This window comes from Herbaspirillum sp. C7C2, from assembly GCF_022627865.1.
In the GTDB taxonomy this organism is placed as follows: Bacteria; Pseudomonadota; Gammaproteobacteria; order Burkholderiales; family Burkholderiaceae_D; genus Herbaspirillum; species Herbaspirillum frisingense.
In genome coordinates this window covers 614,634-634,456 of record NZ_JABXGI010000001.1, presented here as the reverse complement: position 1 = coordinate 634,456, position 19,823 = coordinate 614,634, and the positions used below count along the sequence as shown (strand labels likewise).

The window sequence follows — 19,823 nt, the reverse complement described above, 5'->3', positions numbered from 1 at the left end:
TTGCACTACATCATTTACAACCTGCCACTGCGGGCAGGAAATGGTCCGCACCTTCCGGTACGGGTCCTGGTCCTATTGCTCGGACAGATCGAAGATGCGCGTCATCGGCACCCATTTCTGTCCGGCCGGCGTCCAGGGTGTGGGCGCCTGGAAACGCCACATCAGTTCCTCCCAGGCGCGCACCCGAGGATCGGTGTCGGTCGCCGCTGCCATTGCTACGGCGTCGAAGACGGCGTCATCGGTTTCCATCACCATCATCATGCGGGTACCGAGACGGTAGATTTCCATGCCGGTCACCCCCTGCTGCTTCAGGTGCTGCGCGATCTCGGGCCAGATGCGCCGGTGATGCTGTTCATACTCGGCGATGAGCGCGGGGTCGTCCTTCAGGTCCAGTGCCAGCACGGTACGCATACGGGCCTCAGCTCAGGGCACGGTCGAGATGGGTGTAACCCCCATCGACGAAAATCCACTGCCCGGTGGTATGCGACGAGCGCCCGGAGAGCAGGAAGACGGCCATGTCCGCCATTTCCTCGGAGGTCGTGAAGCGCTTGCCCAGCGGGATCTTGCTGGTGATGGCGGCGAGCTTTTCCTCGGGGTGATCGAAGGTGGCGATCCAGCGTTCATAGAGGGGCGTCATCACCTCGGCCGGGATCAGCGCATTCACGCGCACGCCGTCGGCCAGCAGTGCCGCCGCCCATTCCCGGGTCAGCGACAGCTGCGCGCCCTTGGAGGCGCAATAGCCGCTGGTATTGCCCTGGCCGGTGAGCGCGGTCTTGGACGAGACATTGACGATGGCGCCGCGCGTAGCCTTCAGGTGCGGTACGCAGTAATGGGCCATCACGTAGTAATGGATCAGATTGCGTTCCAGCGAAGCGACGAACTGGTCGCGGCCCGCTTCCAGGCCGACGCTGTCGTTGACGCCGGCATTGTTGACCAGACCGTCCAGACGACCGAAGCGCTGCACCGTCTCGGCCACGGCCTGGGCACAGCGGGCTTCGTCCTGCAATTCCAGCTGGAACAGGGTGGCGTGCGGCTGCAGCGCAGTCAGCCGGGTCCAGAATTGCGGCTCCGGTTCGCTACGCGCAAAGACCACCGGAATGGCGCCTTCGGCGGCCAGTTGCATGCTGATCGCCGCACCAATGCCGGAGGCACCGCCGGTCACGATGACGACCTTGTCTTGCAGGTTCAGATCCACTTCAGTCTCCGTTATGTTTTATATCATTTCCTGACGCCGCCACTTGCCGGGGGCTAGCCGCGAAAGCGGTACTGCTCCAGCGATTCCGGCTTCATCTCGATCGAGAAGCCCGGCAGGCTGGGCGGCACGTAGGCCGCGTTGCGGATCACGCAGGGGTCGACGAAATGCTCGTGCAGGTGATCCACGTATTCGGTCACGCGTCCCTCCTTGGAACCGGAGATGCACAGATAGTCGATCATCGACAGGTGCTGTACGTATTCGCACAGACCCACGCCGCCGGCATGCGGGCAGACCACCTTGCCGTACTTGGCGGCCATCAGCATGACGGCCAGGATCTCGTTGACGCCACCCAGACGGCAGGAGTCGATCTGCACCACGTCGATGGCGTCGCGCATGATGAACTGCTTGAACAGCACGCGGTTCTGGCACATCTCGCCGGTGGCGACCTTGACTGCGCCGATGCCTGCACGGATCTTGCGGTGACCTTCCACGTCATCCGGGCTGGTCGGTTCCTCGATGAACCAGGGCTTGGCAAACGCCAGCTGCTTGACCCAGTCGATGGCCTGGTCCACTTCCCAGACCTGGTTGGCGTCGATCATCAGATGACGCTGCGGGCCCAGTACTTCACGGGCGATGGTGACGCGACGCTTGTCGTCGGCCAGGTCGCGCCCGACCTTGAGCTTGACATGGTTGAAGCCCTGGTCGATGGCTTCCTGGCACAGGCGGCGCAGCTTGGCGTCGTCATAGCCCAGCCAGCCGGCCGAGGTGGTGTAGCAGGGATAGCCTTCCTGCTGCAGGATGCGCAGGCGCTCGGCCTTGCCCCCTTCCTTCTCGCGCAGCAGGGCCAGGGCCTCGTCGGCGGTGATGCAATCGGTGATGTAGCGGAAGTCGATGGTGCGTACCAGCTCCTCGGGCGTCATGTCGGCCACCAGCTTCCATACCGGCTTGCCTTCGGCCTTGGCCCACAGGTCCCAGGCGGCATTGACTACCGCGCCGGTGGCCAGGTGGATGGCGCCCTTGTCCGGGCCGATCCAGCGCAGCTGGCTGTCGGAGGTGACGTGACGCCAGAAGCGGCCCATGTCGGCGGCGATCCATTCCAGATCCAGACCGACCACGAGATGTTCCATGGCGCGGATGGCGGCGCAGCAGATTTCATTGCCGCGACCGATGGTGAAGGTCAGGCCGTGGCCTTTCAGTTGCGGGTGGTCGGTGTCGAGGATGACGTAGGCGGCGGAATAGTCCGGGTCCGGATTCATCGCATCCGAACCGTCCAGTGATTGCGAAGTGGGAAAGCGCACGTCCAGCACGCGCATGGCGGTAATCTTGGTCATCGGTCTCTAGCGTGATGCCGCTGCGGGACGGGTAGCGCCTCGGGCTCGGGCGCTGCCTCTGCTTGCCGCTGGTCGGCGGGCTGACCGCTAGGGGGCGGCCGCCTGTTGTCGTCGTCTCCGGGGACTGGCCCCTTGTTCGTTTTACTCACAAATAAAATTTATTTTTATCTGTGAGCGACACAGCATAACCTCGATTATCCTCTTATTGCCGAGCCAGCCTGATGAAGTTTCGGTATCGATCGATATCGATTTAGGGATGTCTCCACCTCAGCATCGGAGCGATCTATAAAAAATAATTTTACAAATAAAACACGTCATCCATCAAAAATCCCCTACAATCCGGCCCCAGAAACCGGCGGATTCACCCTTCTGTTTCCGCCCTCCTGCCCGCTAACGATACCCAGGCTGCCATGCCCAGAACCAGGAAAATCAATCCTTCCGACGCCCCTGCGCCGCAGACCGCAGCGGCCGCCGCCGCGATCAACGACGACAATGAGATGGGTAGCGACAGCGGCCATGACGGCAACAGCGGCAAGACGCGCTATGCCGCGCCAGCGCTGGACAAGGGACTGGATATCCTGGAACTGTTGAGCCGCTCGGAGCAGATGCTGACGCTGAACCAGATCTCGCGCCAGCTGGGTCGCAGCGTCAACGAGATCTTCCGCATGGTGGTGACGCTGGAGCAGCGTGGTTACCTGATCGCCGACAACGACCACTACCGGCTGTCACTGAAGCTGTTCGAGCTGGCACACCATCACCAGCCGATACGCTCCCTGGTCAGCACCGCCCTGCCCCACATGCGCGAGCTGGCCAACCGCTCCATGCAATCGACACATCTGACAGTCTATGAGGCCGGACGGGTGATCGTGGTGGCGCAGGTGGACAGCCCCGAACGCTGGGCCTTCGGGCTCAAGGTGGGGGCGCTGGTGAGCCTGACGGATACGGCTTCCGGCCATGTGCTGCTGGCCTTCCGCGACCAGGCCGAACAGGCCAGCATGCTGGCCGCGCATGTGCGCATGGATGGTGAACAGGAGATCGGGACGGCGCAGCTGATGCGGCAGATCGAGGACACCCGCAAGCGCGGGCATTCGCGCATGGAGAGCCGGCAGATCCGGGGCGTGATCAACCTGTCCTATCCGGTGATGGGGGCCAACAACCGCATGCTGGCTGCACTCAATGTGCCCTATATCGAACGCATCGACAAGAAGGTCAACCCCAGCCTGGACGAGGTGCAAGGCATCGTCCAGGAGATTTCGGCGCGGCTGTCGCGACTGATGGGGGATTCCAGCTTCGGCGCCTGAGGCTGGCGCCAGCTGCCGGTGCTAGCCGGCGAAACGCACTTCCGGCAGGCCACGCACGCCGCTCTCCGGCACGGCGAAAAGCGCACCGGCCAATGCATCCTGCTCGCGCTGCCGGGCGCTCATGCCTTCATGCGCCGAGGTGACGAACAGCGTATCGAGCGCCGCGCCGCCGAAGGCCACACAGGAAGGCTGGGCGGTCGGCATGTCGACGATGCGATCGATGCGGCCATCGGGCGTAAAGCGCACTACCCGCGCCCCACCCCACTGCGCGTTCCAGACATGGCCGTCGGCGTCCACGGTGGAACCATCGGGGCCGCCCGGCTGTTGCGCCAGATCGGCGAACACGCGCTGGTGGGCAATGGCGCCGGAAGCCGGATCATAGTCGCAGACCATGATCTTGCCTTCCATGGAATCGCAGTGATACATGCGCGTGCCATCGGGACTGAAGCAGATGCTGTTGGAAATGGCGATGCCCGGCAGCGGCAGGCGCTCCAGGCTCAGGTCGGCATTGAGGCGATAGAAGCTGGCAATGGGTGCGCGGCCGACGTCCTCGTTGAGGGTGCCGAAGACGAAGCGGCCCTGGCGGTCGCAACGACCGTCGTTCAGGCGCGTGGTCGGCAGGTCATCCTCGATGCGGCAGATCGGCGTGATGGCGCCGGTACCGAGATTGAAGAAAGCCAGGCGCGATGCCAGACCGATCAGCAGGCGCTCGGGATCGGCGGTAAAGGCGAAGCAGCACAGCCGCTCAGGCATGGGCCAGCTGCGCGTGGCGCCGCTTTGCGGATCGTGGTTCCACAGGCGCGAAGCGTGGATATCGGTCCAGAAGACCGTTTGCGAGCGTTCGCACCAGAGGACGCCTTCGCCCAGTTCATGATGTCCGTCGACCAGCAATTGCGCATTCATCGGGTTTCCGCCTGCAAATCAATTAAATAAGATAAATGAAATAAACGATATAAAACAATGTCAGTGTCCCGGCCACGCCCGTGTGCGCCGGCCACAAGACAAAAAAGGGTGGGCTTGCGCCCACCCTCAACTACATCAAGACCACCTCAGGAAGGATTACAGATACTACTAGATCGTTACATCAGAACGAGTGGGCGATACCGAAGTAGCCGCCGTTCTGCTTCAGGCCCGAAGGACCGACGTTGCCGCCGTTTTCCAGTGCGTGGGTGGCACCGGTGCCGTTACGAACGGTACCGACGTCAACATACAGCAGGGTGCGCTTGGACAGGAAGTAGTTGATACCGGCCATGTACATGTTGGCAGTACCACCGCCGTTGCCGTTGCCGGCAGCGTCAACACGTGCGTTGTTGGCGTTGACGTGGAACCAGCCACCGACCAGCTGGAATTGCGGGGTCACGTCATAGTTGGCGCCGATCCAGTAGTGGTTCGCGCGGTCCGGAGCCCCAGCGGCGGCTGCGTTGGCACGCAGGTTTTCCCAGCCAGCGAACATCTTCAGCTTGTCGAACTTGTAGGTACCGCCGACGATCAGCTCCTTGGAATGGCTCCAGATGTCGCTGTAGTTGCCGTTGGCGTCGCGCACGGTGTCATAGATCACGCGCAGTTCCAGGCCGTTCTTCTGGTAGGCCAGCGAGATACCGTCCTTGCGGCCGTCGCTGCTACCCGCGTTGGGGACGCCACCGCTGAACGAACCCGGCTTTTCGCCCAGGCTGGTCTGCAGGTTGACGGTGAAGCCAGCCATATCCGGGCTGTTGTACTCGATGATGTTGCTGGCGCCGGGCCAGTTGCGGCCGTTGACCAGGCTGGCGGTGCCGATGGCCTGCTGGCCGGTCGGGTCGAGGAACCAGACATCATTGTTGATGAACAGGTTCTTACCGAACTTGACGGAACCGGCGGTGGCCGAGGACAGGCCGACATAGGAACGACGATTGAACAGTGCCGAACCGTTGCTGGTGTCGGAACCGTTGAAACCGCCCTTGGTCGAGTTGAAACCGGACTCCAGCAGGAAGAAGGCATTGGTACCGCCGCCCAGGTCTTCCGTGCCCTTGAAGCCGATCATGCTGGTGCCCCATTGGTTGTTCGCAGCGCTCCAGCGCGTACCTTGGCCGTTGGTGCCAGCATTGGTCAGGAAATCAACACCGGCCACGACGCGACCGTAGATGGTGACACTGCTTTGCGCCTGCGCCTGTGCCGAGAACGCTCCCATCAGCGCGAGCGCGCACAGGGTCTTTGCTCCAATAAAGGATGGCTTCACTTGCTTCATGAATAGTCTCCGTGGATATTGCCGTTTAAATTTTTGTCGTCGGTGGGCTTGGTCGTGCAGCTTTGCACTTCAGACCCCTTGAATCCTGACGGACTCCTGACGGTCTTCCAACTTTTTGTTTTGATGCTGCCCGACCTTCTCTTCTTTCATTCCGGCCCTTTGGTCGTTGTCCTGTACAGTCCGGAATGTGGCTAGATACTAAGTATTCGGTTCATGTCTTTCCAATGAAATCTTTAGCAATTCCGATATGCGATTTGATATCATGAATTTCTAATAAAAAAATCATTGAAAAAATTGAGAACACCGTCCCCGGAGACTTATGAAAAACAGTGACCCGAACTGGTTTCTGCGGGCGCGATTGAAGACACGCCAACTCCTTCTGCTCATCGCCCTCGACGACACCCGCAACATCCATCGCGCCGCCAGCGAACTCAATATGACGCAGCCGGCCGCCTCCAAGCAGTTGAAGGACCTCGAAGACATGCTGGGCGTGTCCCTCTTCGAGCGCCTGCCCCGTGGCATGCGGCCCACCATCTATGGCGAGGCCATGATCCGCCATGCGCGCATGGCCCTGACCAGCCTGTCCAAGGCGCATGAAGACATCGTGGCACTGAAGTCCGGCCTGTCCGGCCAGGTCGATGTGGGCGTGATTCTTTCGCCCGGCATGGCATTGTTGCCGCCAGCCATCGCCCGCGTGAAGGAACAGGCGCCGATGTTGCGTATCGGCGTCGAAGTGGAAAGCAGCAACATCCTGCTGTCGCGTCTGCTGCATGGCGAACTGGACTTCATCATCGGCCGCATCCTCGACGAGGAAGCCCGCAGCGGCCTGCTCTATGAAGAGCTGGCCGACGAGCCGGTGTGCGCCGTGGCCCGGGTGGGACATCCCTTCCACACCCGCAACGACCTGAGCCTGGCCGACCTCGCCGGCGAAGCCTGGATCATGGCGCCCAAGGGCAGCATCCTGCGTGCGCGCTGCGACCAGATGTTCCGCGAACAAGGCCTGGCGCCGCCCTCCAACGTAGTCGACACCACGGCCATCCTGTTCATCACCAGTCTGTTGCAGCAGACCGATTTCATCTACGCCATGCCCACTGAAGTGGCGCGTTATTACACCCAGGCGCGCCTGATGGACATCCTGCCCATCGAGCTGCCCTGCCGCATGGCCGGCTTCGGCATCATCACCCGCCAGGACAACCTGCTCTCGCCGGGTGCCAATCTGGTGCTGCAGGCCATCCGCGAAGTGGCCAAGATGATCTACTGATTCACCTCCTCGCCAACCCGCGCATTATGCGATCACGGGGTGGCGGAACTGCGCCGAGTTTTATTAAGAAATGTAAGGAAGAGTAAGCCGATCTGAAAATTCAAAAATAGGGCTGCTCGAAACAATTCCAGGCGCACCAATTCATTAAAAAATCGCAGCAAAAAAACAACACTACAAACCGGATAAAAACTAAGTTTTTTCCGAGTTGTATGACAGCTCTGCATCACCCACACGAGAATGTGGCTGCATCACAAAAAAAAGAGTCGCCAAATGGCGACTCTTTTTCAAGATCCGCGCCGACGGGATATCGGGCGGTCATTGCTGCCTCACACCCAGCCAGCATCGACGATGAATTCCTGCGCGGTACACATCGCACTGTCGTCAGCGGCCAGGAACAGGACCATGCGCGCCAGGTGCCAGGGCAGCAGGTCCTCCTGCAGGCACTGGTTGCGGGCTATGGCCTTCTTGCCTTCTTCATCCAGCCACAACTTGATCTGGCGTTCGGTCATGACCCAACCCGGCGTGACCGTGTTGACGCGGATCTTGTGCGGACCAAGGTCGCGCGCCAGTCCGCGGGTCAGGCCCAGGGTCGAGGCCTTGGCCGTGGTGTACACCGGGAATCCGCCGCTGGACTGATGCCAGCTGATGGAACTGAAGTTGATGATGGAGCCACCGCCACGACGCTTCATGCCGTCCACCACCGCTTGCACGGCGAAGAAGGACGGACGCTGGTTGATGGCGATGCGGTCGTTCCAGTAATCGAGGGTCACGTCTTCCAGCTTGTGACGTTCGTCATTGGCGGCATTGTTGACCAGCACATCGAAGTCGCCAAGCTCGCCCTGCAGCTCGGCAATGGTCTTCTGGAATGCCGGGATGTCGCGCAGGTCGCAATGGCGGAACAGCGGCTTGGGATAGCCGGCGCTGGCCAGCTCATTGCACAGTGTCTCGCTGGCTTCGCGGGCGATATCGACGAAGGCCACGTGCGCGCCCTGCTGCGCAAATGCTTCGACAATGGCTGCACCGATGCCGGTGCCACCGCCGGTAATGAAGACACGCTTGCCCTTCAGGCTGGGGAAAGTCGCCAGCTGCACGTTCTGGGGAGTGTTGCTCATGAGGTTTCCTTGCTGGCCGGTGTCATGCCGACACCGGCGCTGTCTTGTCGTGATGGATCAGTGCGAGTGCTTGGGAACGGCCGCGCCACGGCAACCGACCAGGAAGTCGAAGTCGCAACCTTCGTCGGCCTGCAGCACGCGGTCCACGTACAGGGACTGGTAGCCGCCGACCATCTCCGGCTTGCGTTCGGCCAGCACCTTGGCGCGTTCGGCCAGGCGACGCTGCATTTCCTCGTCGCTGATGTCGAGCTGCAACTTGCCGGCGTAGGCATCCAGTTCGATGAAGTCACCATCCTGGACGATGCCCAGCGGCCCACCGGCAGCGGCTTCCGGCGCCACGTGCAGGATCACGGTGCCATAGGCGGTACCGCTCATGCGGGCGTCCGAGATGCGCACCATGTCCTTCACACCCGTGGCCAGCACCTTGGGCGGCAAGCCCATGTTGCCCACTTCGGCCATGCCGGGGTAACCCTTGGGGCCGACGTTCTTCATCACCAGCACGCAGGAGGCGTCGACATCCAGGTCGGGATCGTTGATGCGTTCCTTGTAGTGGTTGAAGTCTTCGAACACCACGGCACGGCCGCGATGCTTCATCAGTTCAGGCGTGGCGGCCGAGGGCTTCAAGACCGCGCCGCGTGGCGCCAGGTTGCCGCGCAGGATGCAGATGCCGCCATCCTCGATCAGCGGCTTGGCCAGCGGCCGCACCACTTCATCGTTGTAGATCGGCGCATCCTTGACGTTGTCCCACATGGTCTGGCCGTTGACGGTCAGCGCATCCTTGTGCGGCAGCATGTCGGCTTCGCCCATGCGGCGCAGCACGGCAGGCAGACCACCGGCGTAGTAAAACTCTTCCATCAGGTAGCGGCCCGAGGGCTGCAGGTCGACAATGGTCGGAGTGCCACGGCCGATGCGGGTCCAGTCTTCCAGTTCCAGGTCCACGCCGATGCGGCCGGCGATGGCCTTCAAGTGGATCACGGCATTGGTGGAGCCACCGATGGCTGCATTGGTGCGGATGGCGTTCTCGAAGGCCTTGCGGGTCAGGATCTTGGACAGGGTCAGGCCTTCCCAGACCATGTCGACAATGCGCATGCCGGACAGGTGCGCGAGCACGTAGCGGCGCGCATCAACGGCCGGAATGGCCGCATTGTGCGGCAGCGACACGCCCAGCGACTCGGCCATGCAGGCCATGGTGGAAGCGGTGCCCATGGTGTTGCAGGTACCGGCCGAGCGCGACATGCCGGCTTCGGCGGCCATGAAGTCGTGGATAGTGATCTCACCGGCCTTGACCTGCTCCGACAGTTGCCACACCACCGTGCCGGAACCGATGTCACGGCCCTGGTGCTTGCCGTTCAACATCGGGCCACCGGTCACGACGATGGCCGGCACGTCGCAGCTGGCAGCGCCCATCAGCAGGGCCGGGGTGGTCTTGTCGCAGCCGGTCAACAGCACCACGCCGTCGATGGGATTGCCGCGGATCGATTCTTCCACATCCATGCTGGCCAGGTTGCGGGTCAGCATGGCGGTCGGGCGCAGGTTGGATTCGCCATTGGAGAACACCGGGAACTCCACCGGGAAGCCACCGGCTTCGATGATGCCGCGACGCACGTGTTCGGCGATCTTGCGGAAGTGCGCATTGCAGGGCGTCAGTTCCGACCAGGTGTTGCAGATGCCGATGACCGGCTTGCCCTGGAATTCGTGATCGGGGATGCCCTGGTTCTTCATCCAGCTGCGGTACATGAAGCCGTTCTTGTCGGCAGTGCCGAACCAGCCGGCCGAGCGCAGGGTGCGGCTCTTGTCTTTTTTATCGCTACTCATTGTTGAATTCCTGACTGAAGGAAACGAAAGGATCTGGTGGTCCCGAATGCAAAAGGCGGGCAACCCTGCCCGCCTTGCTCATCCGGATTACTTGTTCTTGTTGTAGACGTCGAAGCACACGGCCATCAGCAGCACGAAGCCCTTGATCATCTGCTGGTAGTCGATGCCGATGCCCATGATGGACATGCCGTTGTTCATCACGCCCATCACGAAGGCGCCGATGACCGCGCCCATCACCTTGCCCACGCCGCCCGAGGCCGATGCGCCACCGATGAAGCAGGCCGCGATCACGTCCAGCTCGAAGCCCAGACCAGCCTTGGGAGTGGCGGTGTTCAGGCGGGCCGCGAAGATCAGGCCGGCCAGCGCGGCCAGCACGCCCATGTTGACGAAGGTGAAGAAGGACACGCGTTCGGTCTTGATGCCGGACAGCTTGGCCGCCTTCTCGTTGCCGCCCACCGCATAGACACGACGGCCCAGGGTGGTGCGGCTGGTGATGAAGGTGTAGAGCACCATCAGCGCGAACATGATGATCAGCACGTTGGGCATGCCGCGATAGGTCGACAGCAGGTAGCTGAAGGCGATGATGGCCACGGCGAAGATACCGTTCTTGAGCAGGAAGAACAGGACCGGTTCATCTTCCATGCCATGCTTGGTCTGCTTGCGACGGCCATGCAGCTTGACCAGCACCAGCACCACGGCGGCCAGGATGCCGACGACCAGCGAGGTGGTACGGAAACCCGTGCTGTCGGTCAGCTCAGGGATGAAACCCGAGGACAGCATCTGGAAGGTCGGCGGGAAGGGGCCGAGCGACTGGCCCTGCAGCAGCGCCAGCGCCATGCCCTTGAAGACCAGCATCCCGGCCAGGGTGACGATGAAGGAGGGAATCTTGAAGTAGGCGATCCAGTAGCCCTGCGCCGCACCGATCAGGCCACCGGCGATCAGACAGACGATGGAAGCTGGCACGAAGCCCCAGCCATAGTCCACCATCAGTACCGCCGCCAGCGCGCCGATCAGGCCCACCACCGAACCCACCGACAGGTCGATGTGACCGGCCACGATCACCATCAGCATGCCCAGCGCCATGATGACGATGTAGCTGTTCTGCAGCACCAGGTTGGTCAGGTTCAGCGGACGCATCAGCGTGCCGTCGGTCATGATCTGGAAGAAGGCCATGATGGCCACCAACGACATCAGCATGCCGTATTCACGCATGTTGTTCTTCAGGAAGCTGCCGTAGTCCTTCTTTTCGGCGGCGCCACCGGCGACGGCCGGCTTCTTGCTCACGTCAATGCTTTCCATTGTCTTGCTCCTCTGGTGCTCTCTGGTCTTTATGATAGTTGCCGCCGGTTTGGCTCCGGCTTGGTGTCAGGGTTTCAGGCGGCCTGGGACAGGCCGGAATCGTCGATGCGCTTGTTGCGCATGATGGCGCGCATGATGTTTTCCTGGCTGGCCTCAGCCTTGGGCAGATGACCCACGAACTGGCCTTCGTTCATGACGTAGATGCGGTCGCACATGCCCAGCAGTTCCGGCATCTCCGAGGAGATCATGATGATGCACTTGCCCTCGGCAGCCAGCTTGCTGATGATGTTGTAGATCTCGAACTTGGCGCCCACATCGATGCCGCGCGTGGGTTCGTCCAGGATAAGCACTTCGGGTTGCGAGAACAGCCACTTCGACAGCACCACCTTCTGCTGGTTGCCGCCGGAGAGGTTGACCACCTTCTGCAGCACGCTGGAACAGCGGATGCGCATCTGCGCCTTGAAGTCGGCGGCAATCTTGTACTCGCGCGCCTCGTCGATGACAGTACGCTCGGAAACGCCACCCAGGTTGGCCAGCGAGATGTTCTTCTTGATGTCTTCTTCCAGCACCAGGCCGTCGCCCTTGCGGTCTTCCGTGACGTAGGCGATGCCCTTGTCGATGGCCTTCTGGATGGTGGACAGGTCTGCTTCCTTGCCATGCAGGAAGACCTTGCCACTGATCTTCTTACCGTAGGCACGGCCGAAGATGCTCTTGGCCAGTTCGGTACGGCCGGCGCCCATCAGGCCCGCGATACCGACGATCTCGCCGGCGCGTACCGTCATGTTGACGTCCTTGATGGCCAGGCGGTCGCTGTGCAGCGGATGGTGCACGCGCCAGTCGCGCACTTCGAAGATCACGTCGCCGATCTGCGGATCACGCTGGGGATAGCGGTCGGCCATCTCGCGGCCAACCATGTGCTGGATGATACGGTCTTCGCTGATGGGTTCAGCGCGGCAGTCGAAGGTATCGACCGTGGTGCCGTCGCGCAGCACGGTGATGGAGTCGGCCACCTTGGAAATTTCGTTGAGCTTGTGCGAGATCAGGATCGAGGCGATGCCCTGGCGCTTCAGTTCCAGCAGCAATTCCAGCAGCGCATCGGAGTCGCTTTCGTTGAGGCTGGCGGTCGGTTCATCAAGGATCAGCAGCTTGACTTCCTTGGAGAGCGCCTTGGCGATCTCGATCAGCTGCTGCTTGCCCACGCCCAGGTCACCGACCTGCGTCTGGGGCGATTCCTTCAGGCCGACCTTGGCCAGCAGTGCCTTGGCGCGCACATAGGACTGCTCCCAGTCGATCACGCCGCCACTGGCCTGCTCGTTGCCGAGGAACAGGTTTTCCATCACCGACAGCAGCGGCACCAGTGCCAGCTCCTGGTGGATGATGATGATGCCCAGGTGTTCACTGTCGCGGATATCCTTGAAGGCACGCACCTCACCCTTGTAGACGATGTCGCCCGAGTAGCTACCGTGCGGGTACACGCCCGAGAGCACCTTCATCAACGTGGACTTGCCGGCGCCGTTCTCGCCGACGATGGCATGGATCTCGCCTTCGCGCACCGCCAGGTTGACGTTGTTCAACGCCTTCACACCCGGGAAGCTCTTCTCGATGCCGCGCATTTCCAGAATGTTGCTCATGATGCTGACCTCTCTTCTGCCGGTCTTGCGAAGCCCTGCCAAGCCGGAGTTTTTATCTCGTGTGCATTGCTTTGGTGCAAGCACATCTTCCTGAAAGTATTAGTCCCGCACAGGGCGGGACTATGCTGATCTTGTGTGTATGCGTGCTGCGAAAGATTCAGCGGGCGGCGCAGAGCAGATGCCATCGACGCCGCCCGGGTAGTGCTTACTTCAGCTGGGCTTCGGTGTAGTAACCGCTGCCGACCAGGATTTCCTTCCAGTTCGACTTGTCGACCACGACCGGCTTCAACAGGTAGGACGGAACGACCTTCACACCGTTGTTGTAGGTCTTGGTGTCGTTGATCTGGGGCTGCTTGCCACCCAGGACGGCATCAACCATGCCGACCGTGACCTTGGCCAGTTCGCGGGTGTCCTTGAAGATGGTGGAGTACTGCTCGCCACGGATAATGGACTTGACCGAAGGCACTTCCGCATCCTGACCCGAAACGTACGGGAACGGTTGTTGCGGCGAACCGTAACCCACGCCGCGCAGCGAGGACAGGATGCCGATGGACAGGCCGTCATACGGCGACAGCACGGCATTGACCTTGGCGTTGGTGTAGAAGGCCGACAGCAGGTTATCCATACGGGCCTGGGCGGTAGCCGGATCCCAGCGCAGGGTCGCGACCTTGTCCATGCCCATCTGCTTGGAGCGCACCACCAGCTTGCCGCTGTCGATGTAGGGCTTCAGGACCGACATGGCGCCGTTGTAGAAGAAGAAGGCGTTGTTGTCGTCCGAGGAACCGCCGAACAGTTCGATGTTGAACGGACCCTTGCCTTCCTTCAGGCCCAGGGCCTTTTCCAGCGACTGTGCCTGCAGCACGCCGACCTGGAAGTTGTCGAAGGTGGCGTAGTAGTCAACGTTCTTGGAACCACGGATCAGGCGGTCATAGGCGATGACCTTGACGCCCTTGTCGGCCGCCTTCTGCAGCACGTCGGTCAGGGTGGTGCCGTCGATGGCGGCGATCACCAGCACCTTGGCGCCCTTGGTCAGCATGTTCTCGATCTGGGACAGCTGGTTGGGGATGTCGTCTTCCGCGTATTGCAGGTCGGTCTGGTAGCCCTTTTCCTTCAGGACCTTGACCATGTTGTTGCCGTCGGCGATCCAGCGTGCCGAGGACTTGGTGGGCATGGCCACGCCGACCAGGGCCTTGCTCTGTGCGCTCACCTGTGCGCTGATGGACATCAGGGTCACGCCCAGGCCGAGTGCGATCCCGGTCAATACCGATTTGATTTTCATGCTTCGAGTCTCCAGTCTCTATTTATGGAATGGCGTGTTGTAGTTATTTCTAAAACAGCGCCGCGATTTCTGATGAATGTCATGCAGAGCAACTGTTTTGCGGGCTCTACATTAATTGCTTTACCAATACATTTCTAATGATTTTTTGAGCGTAATGGATATGTTTTTCGGTATAACTCCCTCTATGTAAAGTTATCTTAACTAAGCTTAGAAAATCCCGCCGAAGCCCCGACTGGCGCGGCTTTCGCCGATCCGGCCGGTTTGCCGCGCAGGGCACCCAGGGAAATGATGCGTTGAGCCACGCAAAAGACGAAAAGGAGTGCGCCAATGAAGATCTTGGTCCACCAGGAACTGAGGCTGCCATCGAAGGCAATGAGGGTCTGGATCACGCCAAGGATGAGCACGCCGGTGAGCGTGCCGGCCACGTAACCGTAGCCGCCGGTGAGCAGGGTGCCGCCGATGACCACGGCCGCAATCGCGTCCAGTTCCACACCCTGCGCATGCAGGCCATAGCCCGACAGCATGTAGAACGAAAACAGCAGACCACCCACCGATGCGCAGAAACCGCTGAAGGCATACACCAAGACCTTGGTGCGCGCCACCGGCAAGCCCATCAGCATGGCCGAGCTTTCGCTACCACCAATGGCATAGACGGCGCGGCCGAAGCGCGTGCCGTGCGCCATCCAGATGGCCACGGCCAGCACGATCAGGGCGATCACCACGCTGGGCGAGATGAACAGGCCGGCGAACTCGATGCGCGTCTGTGACATGGCCGTGAAGAACGGATCGTCGATGGTAATGGAATCGATACTGATGAGGTAGCACAGGCCGCGCGCCAGGAACATGCCGGCCAGCGTCACGATGAAAGCCTGCAGCCTGAAGTAGTGGATCATCGCGCCCATGGCCGCGCCGAAGCCTGCGCCCATCAGCAGCACCGTGACCATCACCAGCAGCGGGGGCCAGTGCCAGTGCTGCAGCAGGAAGGCCGCCACCATGGTGGTCAGCGCCAGCACCGAACCGACCGACAGGTCGATGCCGCCGGAGAGGATGACAAAGCTCATGCCGATGGCCACCACCAGCAGGAAGGCATTGTCGATGAGCAGGTTCAGCATCACCTGCGGCGACAGGAAACCGTCATACCCTGCTGCCCCTGCAAGCAGCATGATCACCAGCAACACCACGGTCACCATGGAGGTAAACCACGGCGCATGGGAAGCGCGCCGCAAGGAAGAAACGAGCATCATGATTTGGACATCCTCAACATGCGACGGAATTGCGGCGACTGCGACAGGCAGACCAGGAACACCACGATGGACTTGACCACCATGTTGACCTCGGGCGGCACCCCCAGCGAATAGATCGTATAGGTCAGGGTCTGGATGATGAGCGCACCGATGACGCTGCCCACCAGGCTGAACTTGCCCCCGGCCAACGAGGTACCACCCAGGGTGACGGCCAGGATCGCATCGAGCTCCAGCAGCAGACCGGCATTGTTGGCGTCGGCGCTCTTGATGTTGGACGCGATCATCAGGCCCGCCAGCCCGGCGCAGGCACTGCAGAACATATAGACGAAGAAGATCAGCGCCGCCGTGCGGATACCGGCCAGGCGCGAAGCCACCGGATTGATGCCGACCGATTCGATGAACAGGCCCAGGGCGGTCTTCTTCATCAGCAGCGCCAGCAGCAGGAACATGCCGACGGCGATGTAGAGCGAGAATGGCAGGCCGAACAGGTAACCACCGCCGAGGAAGAAGAAGGGCTTGTAGTAGACCGTCACGATCTGGCCATCGGTGAGCAACTGCGCCAATCCGCGCCCGGCCACCATCAGGATCAGCGTGGCGATGATGGGCTGCAGTCCCAGCCCGGCCACCAGCACGCCGTTCCAGGCGCCGCACAGCAATGCCGCGCCCATGGCTGCGGCCAGGGCCCACACCATCGGTACGTTGCTCACATACTCCGGCACACCATTGACCACCACCATCTTGCCGCCGATCAGGATCGCTGCGACCGCGCCTGAAATGGCCACCACCGCGCCCACCGAGATATCCACGCCACGCGTGGCGATGACCAGGGTCATGCCCAGTGCCGCCAGCATCAGCGGCGCGGCACGGTTGACGATATCGATCAGCGCGCCATACAGGTGGCCATCCTTGATCTCCAGCCTGAAGAAGCCCGGCACCAGCAGGAAATCGATCAGCAGCAACAATGCCAGTGCCGCCAGCGGACGTACCAGCGGGTGGCGCAAGAGCGCCGTCCAGCCCGCCCCGCCAGCGTGGGTGGCGGCATCGGGAATCAGTTTGGAATCCATGGAAGCACTCATGCGGCCTCTCCCGCGATGACCTGCAGGACCGTCTGCTCGTCGAGTTCACCACGACGGTATTCTCCACAGGCACGACGGTCGCGCAGCACCAGCATACGGTCGCTGCAGCGCAGGACCTCGGGAATCTCCGAGGAAATGAAAAGAATGGCCATGCCCTTGCGGCACATGGCGATGACGAAATCCATGATCTCCTGCTTGGCCCGCACATCGATGCCGCGCGTGGGTTCATCCAGGATCAGCATGCCCGGGTCGGTCGCCAGCCAGCGCGCCAGCAAGGCCTTCTGCTGGTTGCCGCCGGACAGCAGGCCGATCGGGGTTTCCAGGTCGGCGGTCTTGATGCCCAGCCACTTGACGTAGTCGCTGGCGATCTGGTTCTGGCGCTTGCGCGGCAGCACGCGGAACAGGCCCTGCCTTGCCTGCAGCGCCAGGATGATGTTTTCGCGCACCGACAATTCCAGGATCGCGCCTTCCTTCTTGCGGTCCTCGGAACAGAAACCGATGCCGGCCGCAATCGCATCGCGCGGCACATTGAGTTTGACGGCGCGACCTTCGATGCGCAGTTGGCCGCTATCGGCGCGGTCGGCGCCAAACAGCAGACGCGCCATCTCGGTCCGTCCCGAGCCCAGCAGGCCGCACAGGCCATACACTTCGCCGCGCCGCAATTCCAGGTCCTGCGGCGCCAATACGCCACGCCGACCGAACCCGTCGGCCTGCAGGAAGACTTCGCCCTGCTCTGCCGCATCGGCTGACAGCCCCGAGGCCAGGGCCTCGGCACCGGCTTCGACCTTGCGATGATCGACTGCGGTCACGCCCACCATCTTGTTGACCAGCTCCAGACGCGACAGGTCGGCGACCAGGTATTCGCCTTCGCGTACCCCATTGCGCAGTACCGTGATGCGGTCCGAAATCTCGTAGGTCTGGTCCAGGAAATGGGTCACGAAGAGAATCGCCATGCCCTGCTCGCGCAGGCGCCGCAGCACCTTGAACAGTTGCTGGACCTCGGCCTCGTCCAGGCTGGAGGTGGGCTCATCCAGGATCAGCACCTTGGCCGATACCGACAGGGCACGCGAGATCGCCACCATCTGCTGGATCGCCAGCGGATAGGACGACAACTGGGCAGCCACATCGATATCGATCTGCAATTGCTGCTGCAGCAGCAGCCTGGCTTGTGCGTGGACGCTTTTCCAGTCGATCCGACCGAAGCGCTTGGGATAGCGGCCGATGAAGATATTCTCGGCCACCGACAGATTGGGACACAGATTGACTTCCTGGTAGACCGTGCTGATGCCAAGCGCCTGGGCCTCCAGCGTGGAGGCCGGTGCAATGGCGCGGCCATCCAGTTCGATCTTGCCCTGATCGGGCTCATGCACACCCGTCAACACCTTGATCAGCGTGGACTTGCCTGCGCCGTTCTGTCCCATCAGGGTATGCACTTCCCCCGGGAACAGACGCAAGCCGACATCGGTGAGCGCCTTCACGCCCGCGAATGCCTTGTGTACACCACTCAATTCAAGCATGGGACGCGCCTGCGCCCCGACAGACATCGTCATCGCAACTCCATCAAAACCATCGCAACACCTCATGCGCCAGCATGCGCACCAGGTCCGACCAGCCCGACCAGCAACACACCCGCCCTGAAGCCCAGGGCGGGTGTGTTGCCTTCATGCCGATCTCAATACTTGCGGTTCGGGAATTCCTTGGCCGCCACTTCGGCCGGGAAGACGCTTTCCTCGGTGGTGATGCGCTTGGGCACTTCCTTGCCGGCCTTGATGTCCTTGGCGATCTGCATCAGTTGCGGACCCAGCAGCGGACTGCATTCCACGGTCACATTGAGCTTGCCGGCCATCATGGCTTCGAAGGCACCCTTCACGCCGTCGATGGAGATGATGATGATGTCCTTGCCCGGCTTCATGCCGGCCTCTTCGATGGCCTGGATGGCGCCGATGGCCATGTCGTCGTTGTGGGCGTAGAGCACGTTGATCTTCTTGCCCTCGGCCTTGAGGAAGGCTTCCATCACTTCCTTGCCCTTGGCGCGGGTGAAGTCGCCGGTCTGCGAGCGGATGATCTTCAGGCGCGGTTCGCCCTTGATGACTTCCTCGAAGCCGGTCTTGCGATCGATCGCCGGGGCCGAGCCGACGGTGCCCTGCAGTTCGACAATATTGATGTCACCTGCCGGCATGGACTTGGCCTTTTCCAGCAGCCAGCGACCGGCGCGGCGGCCTTCTTCGACAAAGTCCGAACCGATGAAGGTCACATACAGCGACTTGTCGGTGACGTTGACCGCACGGTCGGTCAGGATGACCGGGATCTTGGCGGCCTTGGCTTCACGCAGCACGGTTTCCCAGCCCGATTCCACCACTGGCGAGAAGGCGATCACGTCCACCTTTTGCGCGATGAAGGAGCGGATCGCCTTGACCTGGTTTTCCTGCTTCTGCTGGGCGTCCGCGAATTTGAGATTGACGCCGGCCTGCTTGGCAGCATCCTTGATGGATACGGTATTGGCAGTGCGCCATTCACTCTCGGCGCCCACCTGGGAAAAGCCCATGGTCAGCGGTTTGTCGGCAGCGAAAGCCGGAAGGCTCATGGCGCTGCTACCCAGGCTCATGCAAATGGCCGCGCCCAGAAGCGCTCTTCTTTTCGAGTTCATTGTCAGTCTCCGTTGGCAGGGAATTGTGGACTTCCCTTTGTTGTATGCGTGGGTTGCGCTGCGCCGGAATGCGTTTGATTTATAAGTATGAAGTCGGGAAGCGGCGCGGTGCGGCTGAAATCCTGGACGACCCTGCACTCCCGGAAGGCCGTGAAGTCCCTGATTCGCGCTCCATATTAGGCAAGCGACCAATAGGTATCCAATGAATTTTTAATGTTTTTCGATACCGTTTCGCACATCGTTGGGGAAAATCGGCCTACCGCTGCACCGCGCCGGCGCATGCCCGCAGGTGCTGCAGCGGGCAGCAGGCGCCGCCCAATTTTGATATCGTTTGCGATGTTTTTTTCATTATTCCCTATCGGAGGGCGGTGATAGGATCAGCCAGATTTTTTTAGAAGCGCAAGCCTG

Annotated in this window: 16 protein-coding genes; 2 read left to right on the top strand and 14 right to left on the bottom strand. The window is 61.3% G+C overall.

Features of this window, described 5'->3' with window-relative positions; genetic code table 11:
* Positions 1 to 72 precede the first annotated feature (72 nt).
* From HWE04_RS02925 to HWE04_RS02915, 3 genes are read right to left on the bottom strand one after another with little or no spacing between them, the layout of a single operon-like run.
* Entirely contained in the window at positions 73 to 411 is a 339-nt protein-coding gene (locus HWE04_RS02925) for an L-rhamnose mutarotase (RefSeq protein WP_241811434.1), read from the bottom strand.
* 7 nt (positions 412 to 418) lie between these two features.
* The gene (locus tag HWE04_RS02920; RefSeq protein WP_241811433.1) at positions 419 to 1,195 is read right to left on the bottom strand and encodes an SDR family oxidoreductase; all 777 of its coding nucleotides are present in this window, start codon (positions 1,193 to 1,195) and stop codon (positions 419 to 421) included.
* A gap of 53 nt (positions 1,196 to 1,248) precedes the next feature.
* The gene (locus tag HWE04_RS02915) at positions 1,249 to 2,526 is read right to left on the bottom strand and encodes an L-fuconate dehydratase (protein ID WP_241811432.1); all 1,278 of its coding nucleotides are present in this window, start codon (positions 2,524 to 2,526) and stop codon (positions 1,249 to 1,251) included.
* Positions 2,527 to 2,936: 410 nt separating this feature from the next.
* On the opposite strand from HWE04_RS02915, the gene HWE04_RS02910 reads away from it, so the two are divergent.
* The gene (locus tag HWE04_RS02910) at positions 2,937 to 3,827 is read left to right on the top strand and encodes an IclR family transcriptional regulator (protein ID WP_241811431.1); all 891 of its coding nucleotides are present in this window, start codon (positions 2,937 to 2,939) and stop codon (positions 3,825 to 3,827) included.
* A gap of 21 nt (positions 3,828 to 3,848) precedes the next feature.
* On the opposite strand, the gene HWE04_RS02905 is transcribed toward HWE04_RS02910, so the two are convergent.
* Entirely contained in the window at positions 3,849 to 4,730 is an 882-nt protein-coding gene (locus HWE04_RS02905; protein WP_241811430.1) for an SMP-30/gluconolactonase/LRE family protein, read from the bottom strand.
* A gap of 181 nt (positions 4,731 to 4,911) precedes the next feature.
* Positions 4,912 to 6,051 (bottom strand): porin, encoded by a 1,140-nt coding sequence (locus tag HWE04_RS02900; RefSeq protein ID WP_006465190.1) that lies wholly within the window; start codon positions 6,049 to 6,051, stop codon positions 4,912 to 4,914.
* A 319-nt stretch (positions 6,052 to 6,370) separates the two neighbouring features.
* On the opposite strand from HWE04_RS02900, the gene HWE04_RS02895 reads away from it, so the two are divergent.
* Complete coding sequence (locus HWE04_RS02895) at positions 6,371 to 7,312, top strand: LysR family transcriptional regulator (RefSeq protein ID WP_006465191.1); 942 nt, start codon at positions 6,371 to 6,373, stop codon at positions 7,310 to 7,312.
* 326 nt (positions 7,313 to 7,638) lie between these two features.
* Here HWE04_RS02895 and HWE04_RS02890 read toward each other — a convergent pair whose 3' ends face one another.
* The 9 genes from HWE04_RS02890 to HWE04_RS02850 all read right to left on the bottom strand — a co-directional run bounded on the left by HWE04_RS02890 (position 7,639) and on the right by HWE04_RS02850 (position 19,415).
* A complete protein-coding gene (locus HWE04_RS02890; RefSeq protein ID WP_077236644.1) occupies positions 7,639 to 8,424 on the bottom strand; it encodes an SDR family NAD(P)-dependent oxidoreductase in 786 nt (261 codons plus the stop codon).
* 57 nt (positions 8,425 to 8,481) lie between these two features.
* Positions 8,482 to 10,239, bottom strand: a complete 1,758-nt coding sequence (locus HWE04_RS02885; protein ID WP_241811429.1) for an IlvD/Edd family dehydratase — start codon at positions 10,237 to 10,239, stop codon at positions 8,482 to 8,484.
* A gap of 87 nt (positions 10,240 to 10,326) precedes the next feature.
* Positions 10,327 to 11,538: a multiple monosaccharide ABC transporter permease gene (gene mmsB / locus HWE04_RS02880; protein WP_241811428.1), complete on the bottom strand. Its 1,212-nt coding sequence runs from the start codon at positions 11,536 to 11,538 to the stop codon at positions 10,327 to 10,329.
* Positions 11,539 to 11,612: 74 nt separating this feature from the next.
* Positions 11,613 to 13,169, bottom strand: a complete 1,557-nt coding sequence (mmsA, locus tag HWE04_RS02875; RefSeq protein ID WP_102663052.1) for a multiple monosaccharide ABC transporter ATP-binding protein — start codon at positions 13,167 to 13,169, stop codon at positions 11,613 to 11,615.
* A gap of 205 nt (positions 13,170 to 13,374) precedes the next feature.
* Entirely contained in the window at positions 13,375 to 14,448 is a 1,074-nt protein-coding gene (gene chvE, locus HWE04_RS02870; RefSeq protein ID WP_077236647.1) for a multiple monosaccharide ABC transporter substrate-binding protein, read from the bottom strand.
* A 197-nt stretch (positions 14,449 to 14,645) separates the two neighbouring features.
* A complete protein-coding gene (gene yjfF / locus HWE04_RS02865; RefSeq protein ID WP_241811427.1) occupies positions 14,646 to 15,692 on the bottom strand; it encodes a galactofuranose ABC transporter, permease protein YjfF in 1,047 nt (348 codons plus the stop codon).
* The gene (locus HWE04_RS02860; RefSeq protein WP_413444074.1) at positions 15,689 to 16,756 is read right to left on the bottom strand and encodes an ABC transporter permease; all 1,068 of its coding nucleotides are present in this window, start codon (positions 16,754 to 16,756) and stop codon (positions 15,689 to 15,691) included. Before HWE04_RS02860 ends, yjfF begins: the two co-directional genes overlap by 4 nt.
* Before the next feature lie 8 nt (positions 16,757 to 16,764).
* Positions 16,765 to 18,318, bottom strand: a complete 1,554-nt coding sequence (locus HWE04_RS02855) for a sugar ABC transporter ATP-binding protein (RefSeq protein ID WP_077236650.1) — start codon at positions 18,316 to 18,318, stop codon at positions 16,765 to 16,767.
* Between the two features lie 122 nt (positions 18,319 to 18,440).
* Positions 18,441 to 19,415: an ABC transporter substrate-binding protein gene (locus HWE04_RS02850; protein WP_039876531.1), complete on the bottom strand. Its 975-nt coding sequence runs from the start codon at positions 19,413 to 19,415 to the stop codon at positions 18,441 to 18,443.
* Between the last annotated feature and the right edge of the window lie 408 nt (positions 19,416 to 19,823).

Bases quoted from the DNA above. Each gene is read 5' to 3' on its own strand.
- HWE04_RS02855 (WP_077236650.1), bottom strand. From the start codon at position 18,318: ATGACGATGTCTGTCGGGGCGCAGGCGCGTCCCATGCTTGAATTGAGT.
- HWE04_RS02885 (WP_241811429.1), bottom strand. From the start codon at position 10,239: ATGAGTAGCGATAAAAAAGACAAGAGCCGCACCCTGCGCTCGGCCGGC.
- HWE04_RS02860 (WP_413444074.1), bottom strand. From the start codon at position 16,756: ATGGATTCCAAACTGATTCCCGATGCCGCCACCCACGCTGGCGGGGCG.
- mmsB (WP_241811428.1), bottom strand. From the start codon at position 11,538: ATGGAAAGCATTGACGTGAGCAAGAAGCCGGCCGTCGCCGGTGGCGCC.
- yjfF (WP_241811427.1), bottom strand. From the start codon at position 15,692: ATGATGCTCGTTTCTTCCTTGCGGCGCGCTTCCCATGCGCCGTGGTTT.
- HWE04_RS02890 (WP_077236644.1), bottom strand. From the start codon at position 8,424: ATGAGCAACACTCCCCAGAACGTGCAGCTGGCGACTTTCCCCAGCCTG.
- mmsA (WP_102663052.1), bottom strand. From the start codon at position 13,169: ATGAGCAACATTCTGGAAATGCGCGGCATCGAGAAGAGCTTCCCGGGT.
- HWE04_RS02905 (WP_241811430.1), bottom strand. From the start codon at position 4,730: ATGAATGCGCAATTGCTGGTCGACGGACATCATGAACTGGGCGAAGGC.
- HWE04_RS02925 (WP_241811434.1), bottom strand. From the start codon at position 411: ATGCGTACCGTGCTGGCACTGGACCTGAAGGACGACCCCGCGCTCATC.
- HWE04_RS02900 (WP_006465190.1), bottom strand. From the start codon at position 6,051: ATGAAGCAAGTGAAGCCATCCTTTATTGGAGCAAAGACCCTGTGCGCG.
- HWE04_RS02910 (WP_241811431.1), top strand. From the start codon at position 2,937: ATGCCCAGAACCAGGAAAATCAATCCTTCCGACGCCCCTGCGCCGCAG.
- HWE04_RS02850 (WP_039876531.1), bottom strand. From the start codon at position 19,415: ATGAACTCGAAAAGAAGAGCGCTTCTGGGCGCGGCCATTTGCATGAGC.
- HWE04_RS02915 (WP_241811432.1), bottom strand. From the start codon at position 2,526: ATGACCAAGATTACCGCCATGCGCGTGCTGGACGTGCGCTTTCCCACT.
- chvE (WP_077236647.1), bottom strand. From the start codon at position 14,448: ATGAAAATCAAATCGGTATTGACCGGGATCGCACTCGGCCTGGGCGTG.
- HWE04_RS02895 (WP_006465191.1), top strand. From the start codon at position 6,371: ATGAAAAACAGTGACCCGAACTGGTTTCTGCGGGCGCGATTGAAGACA.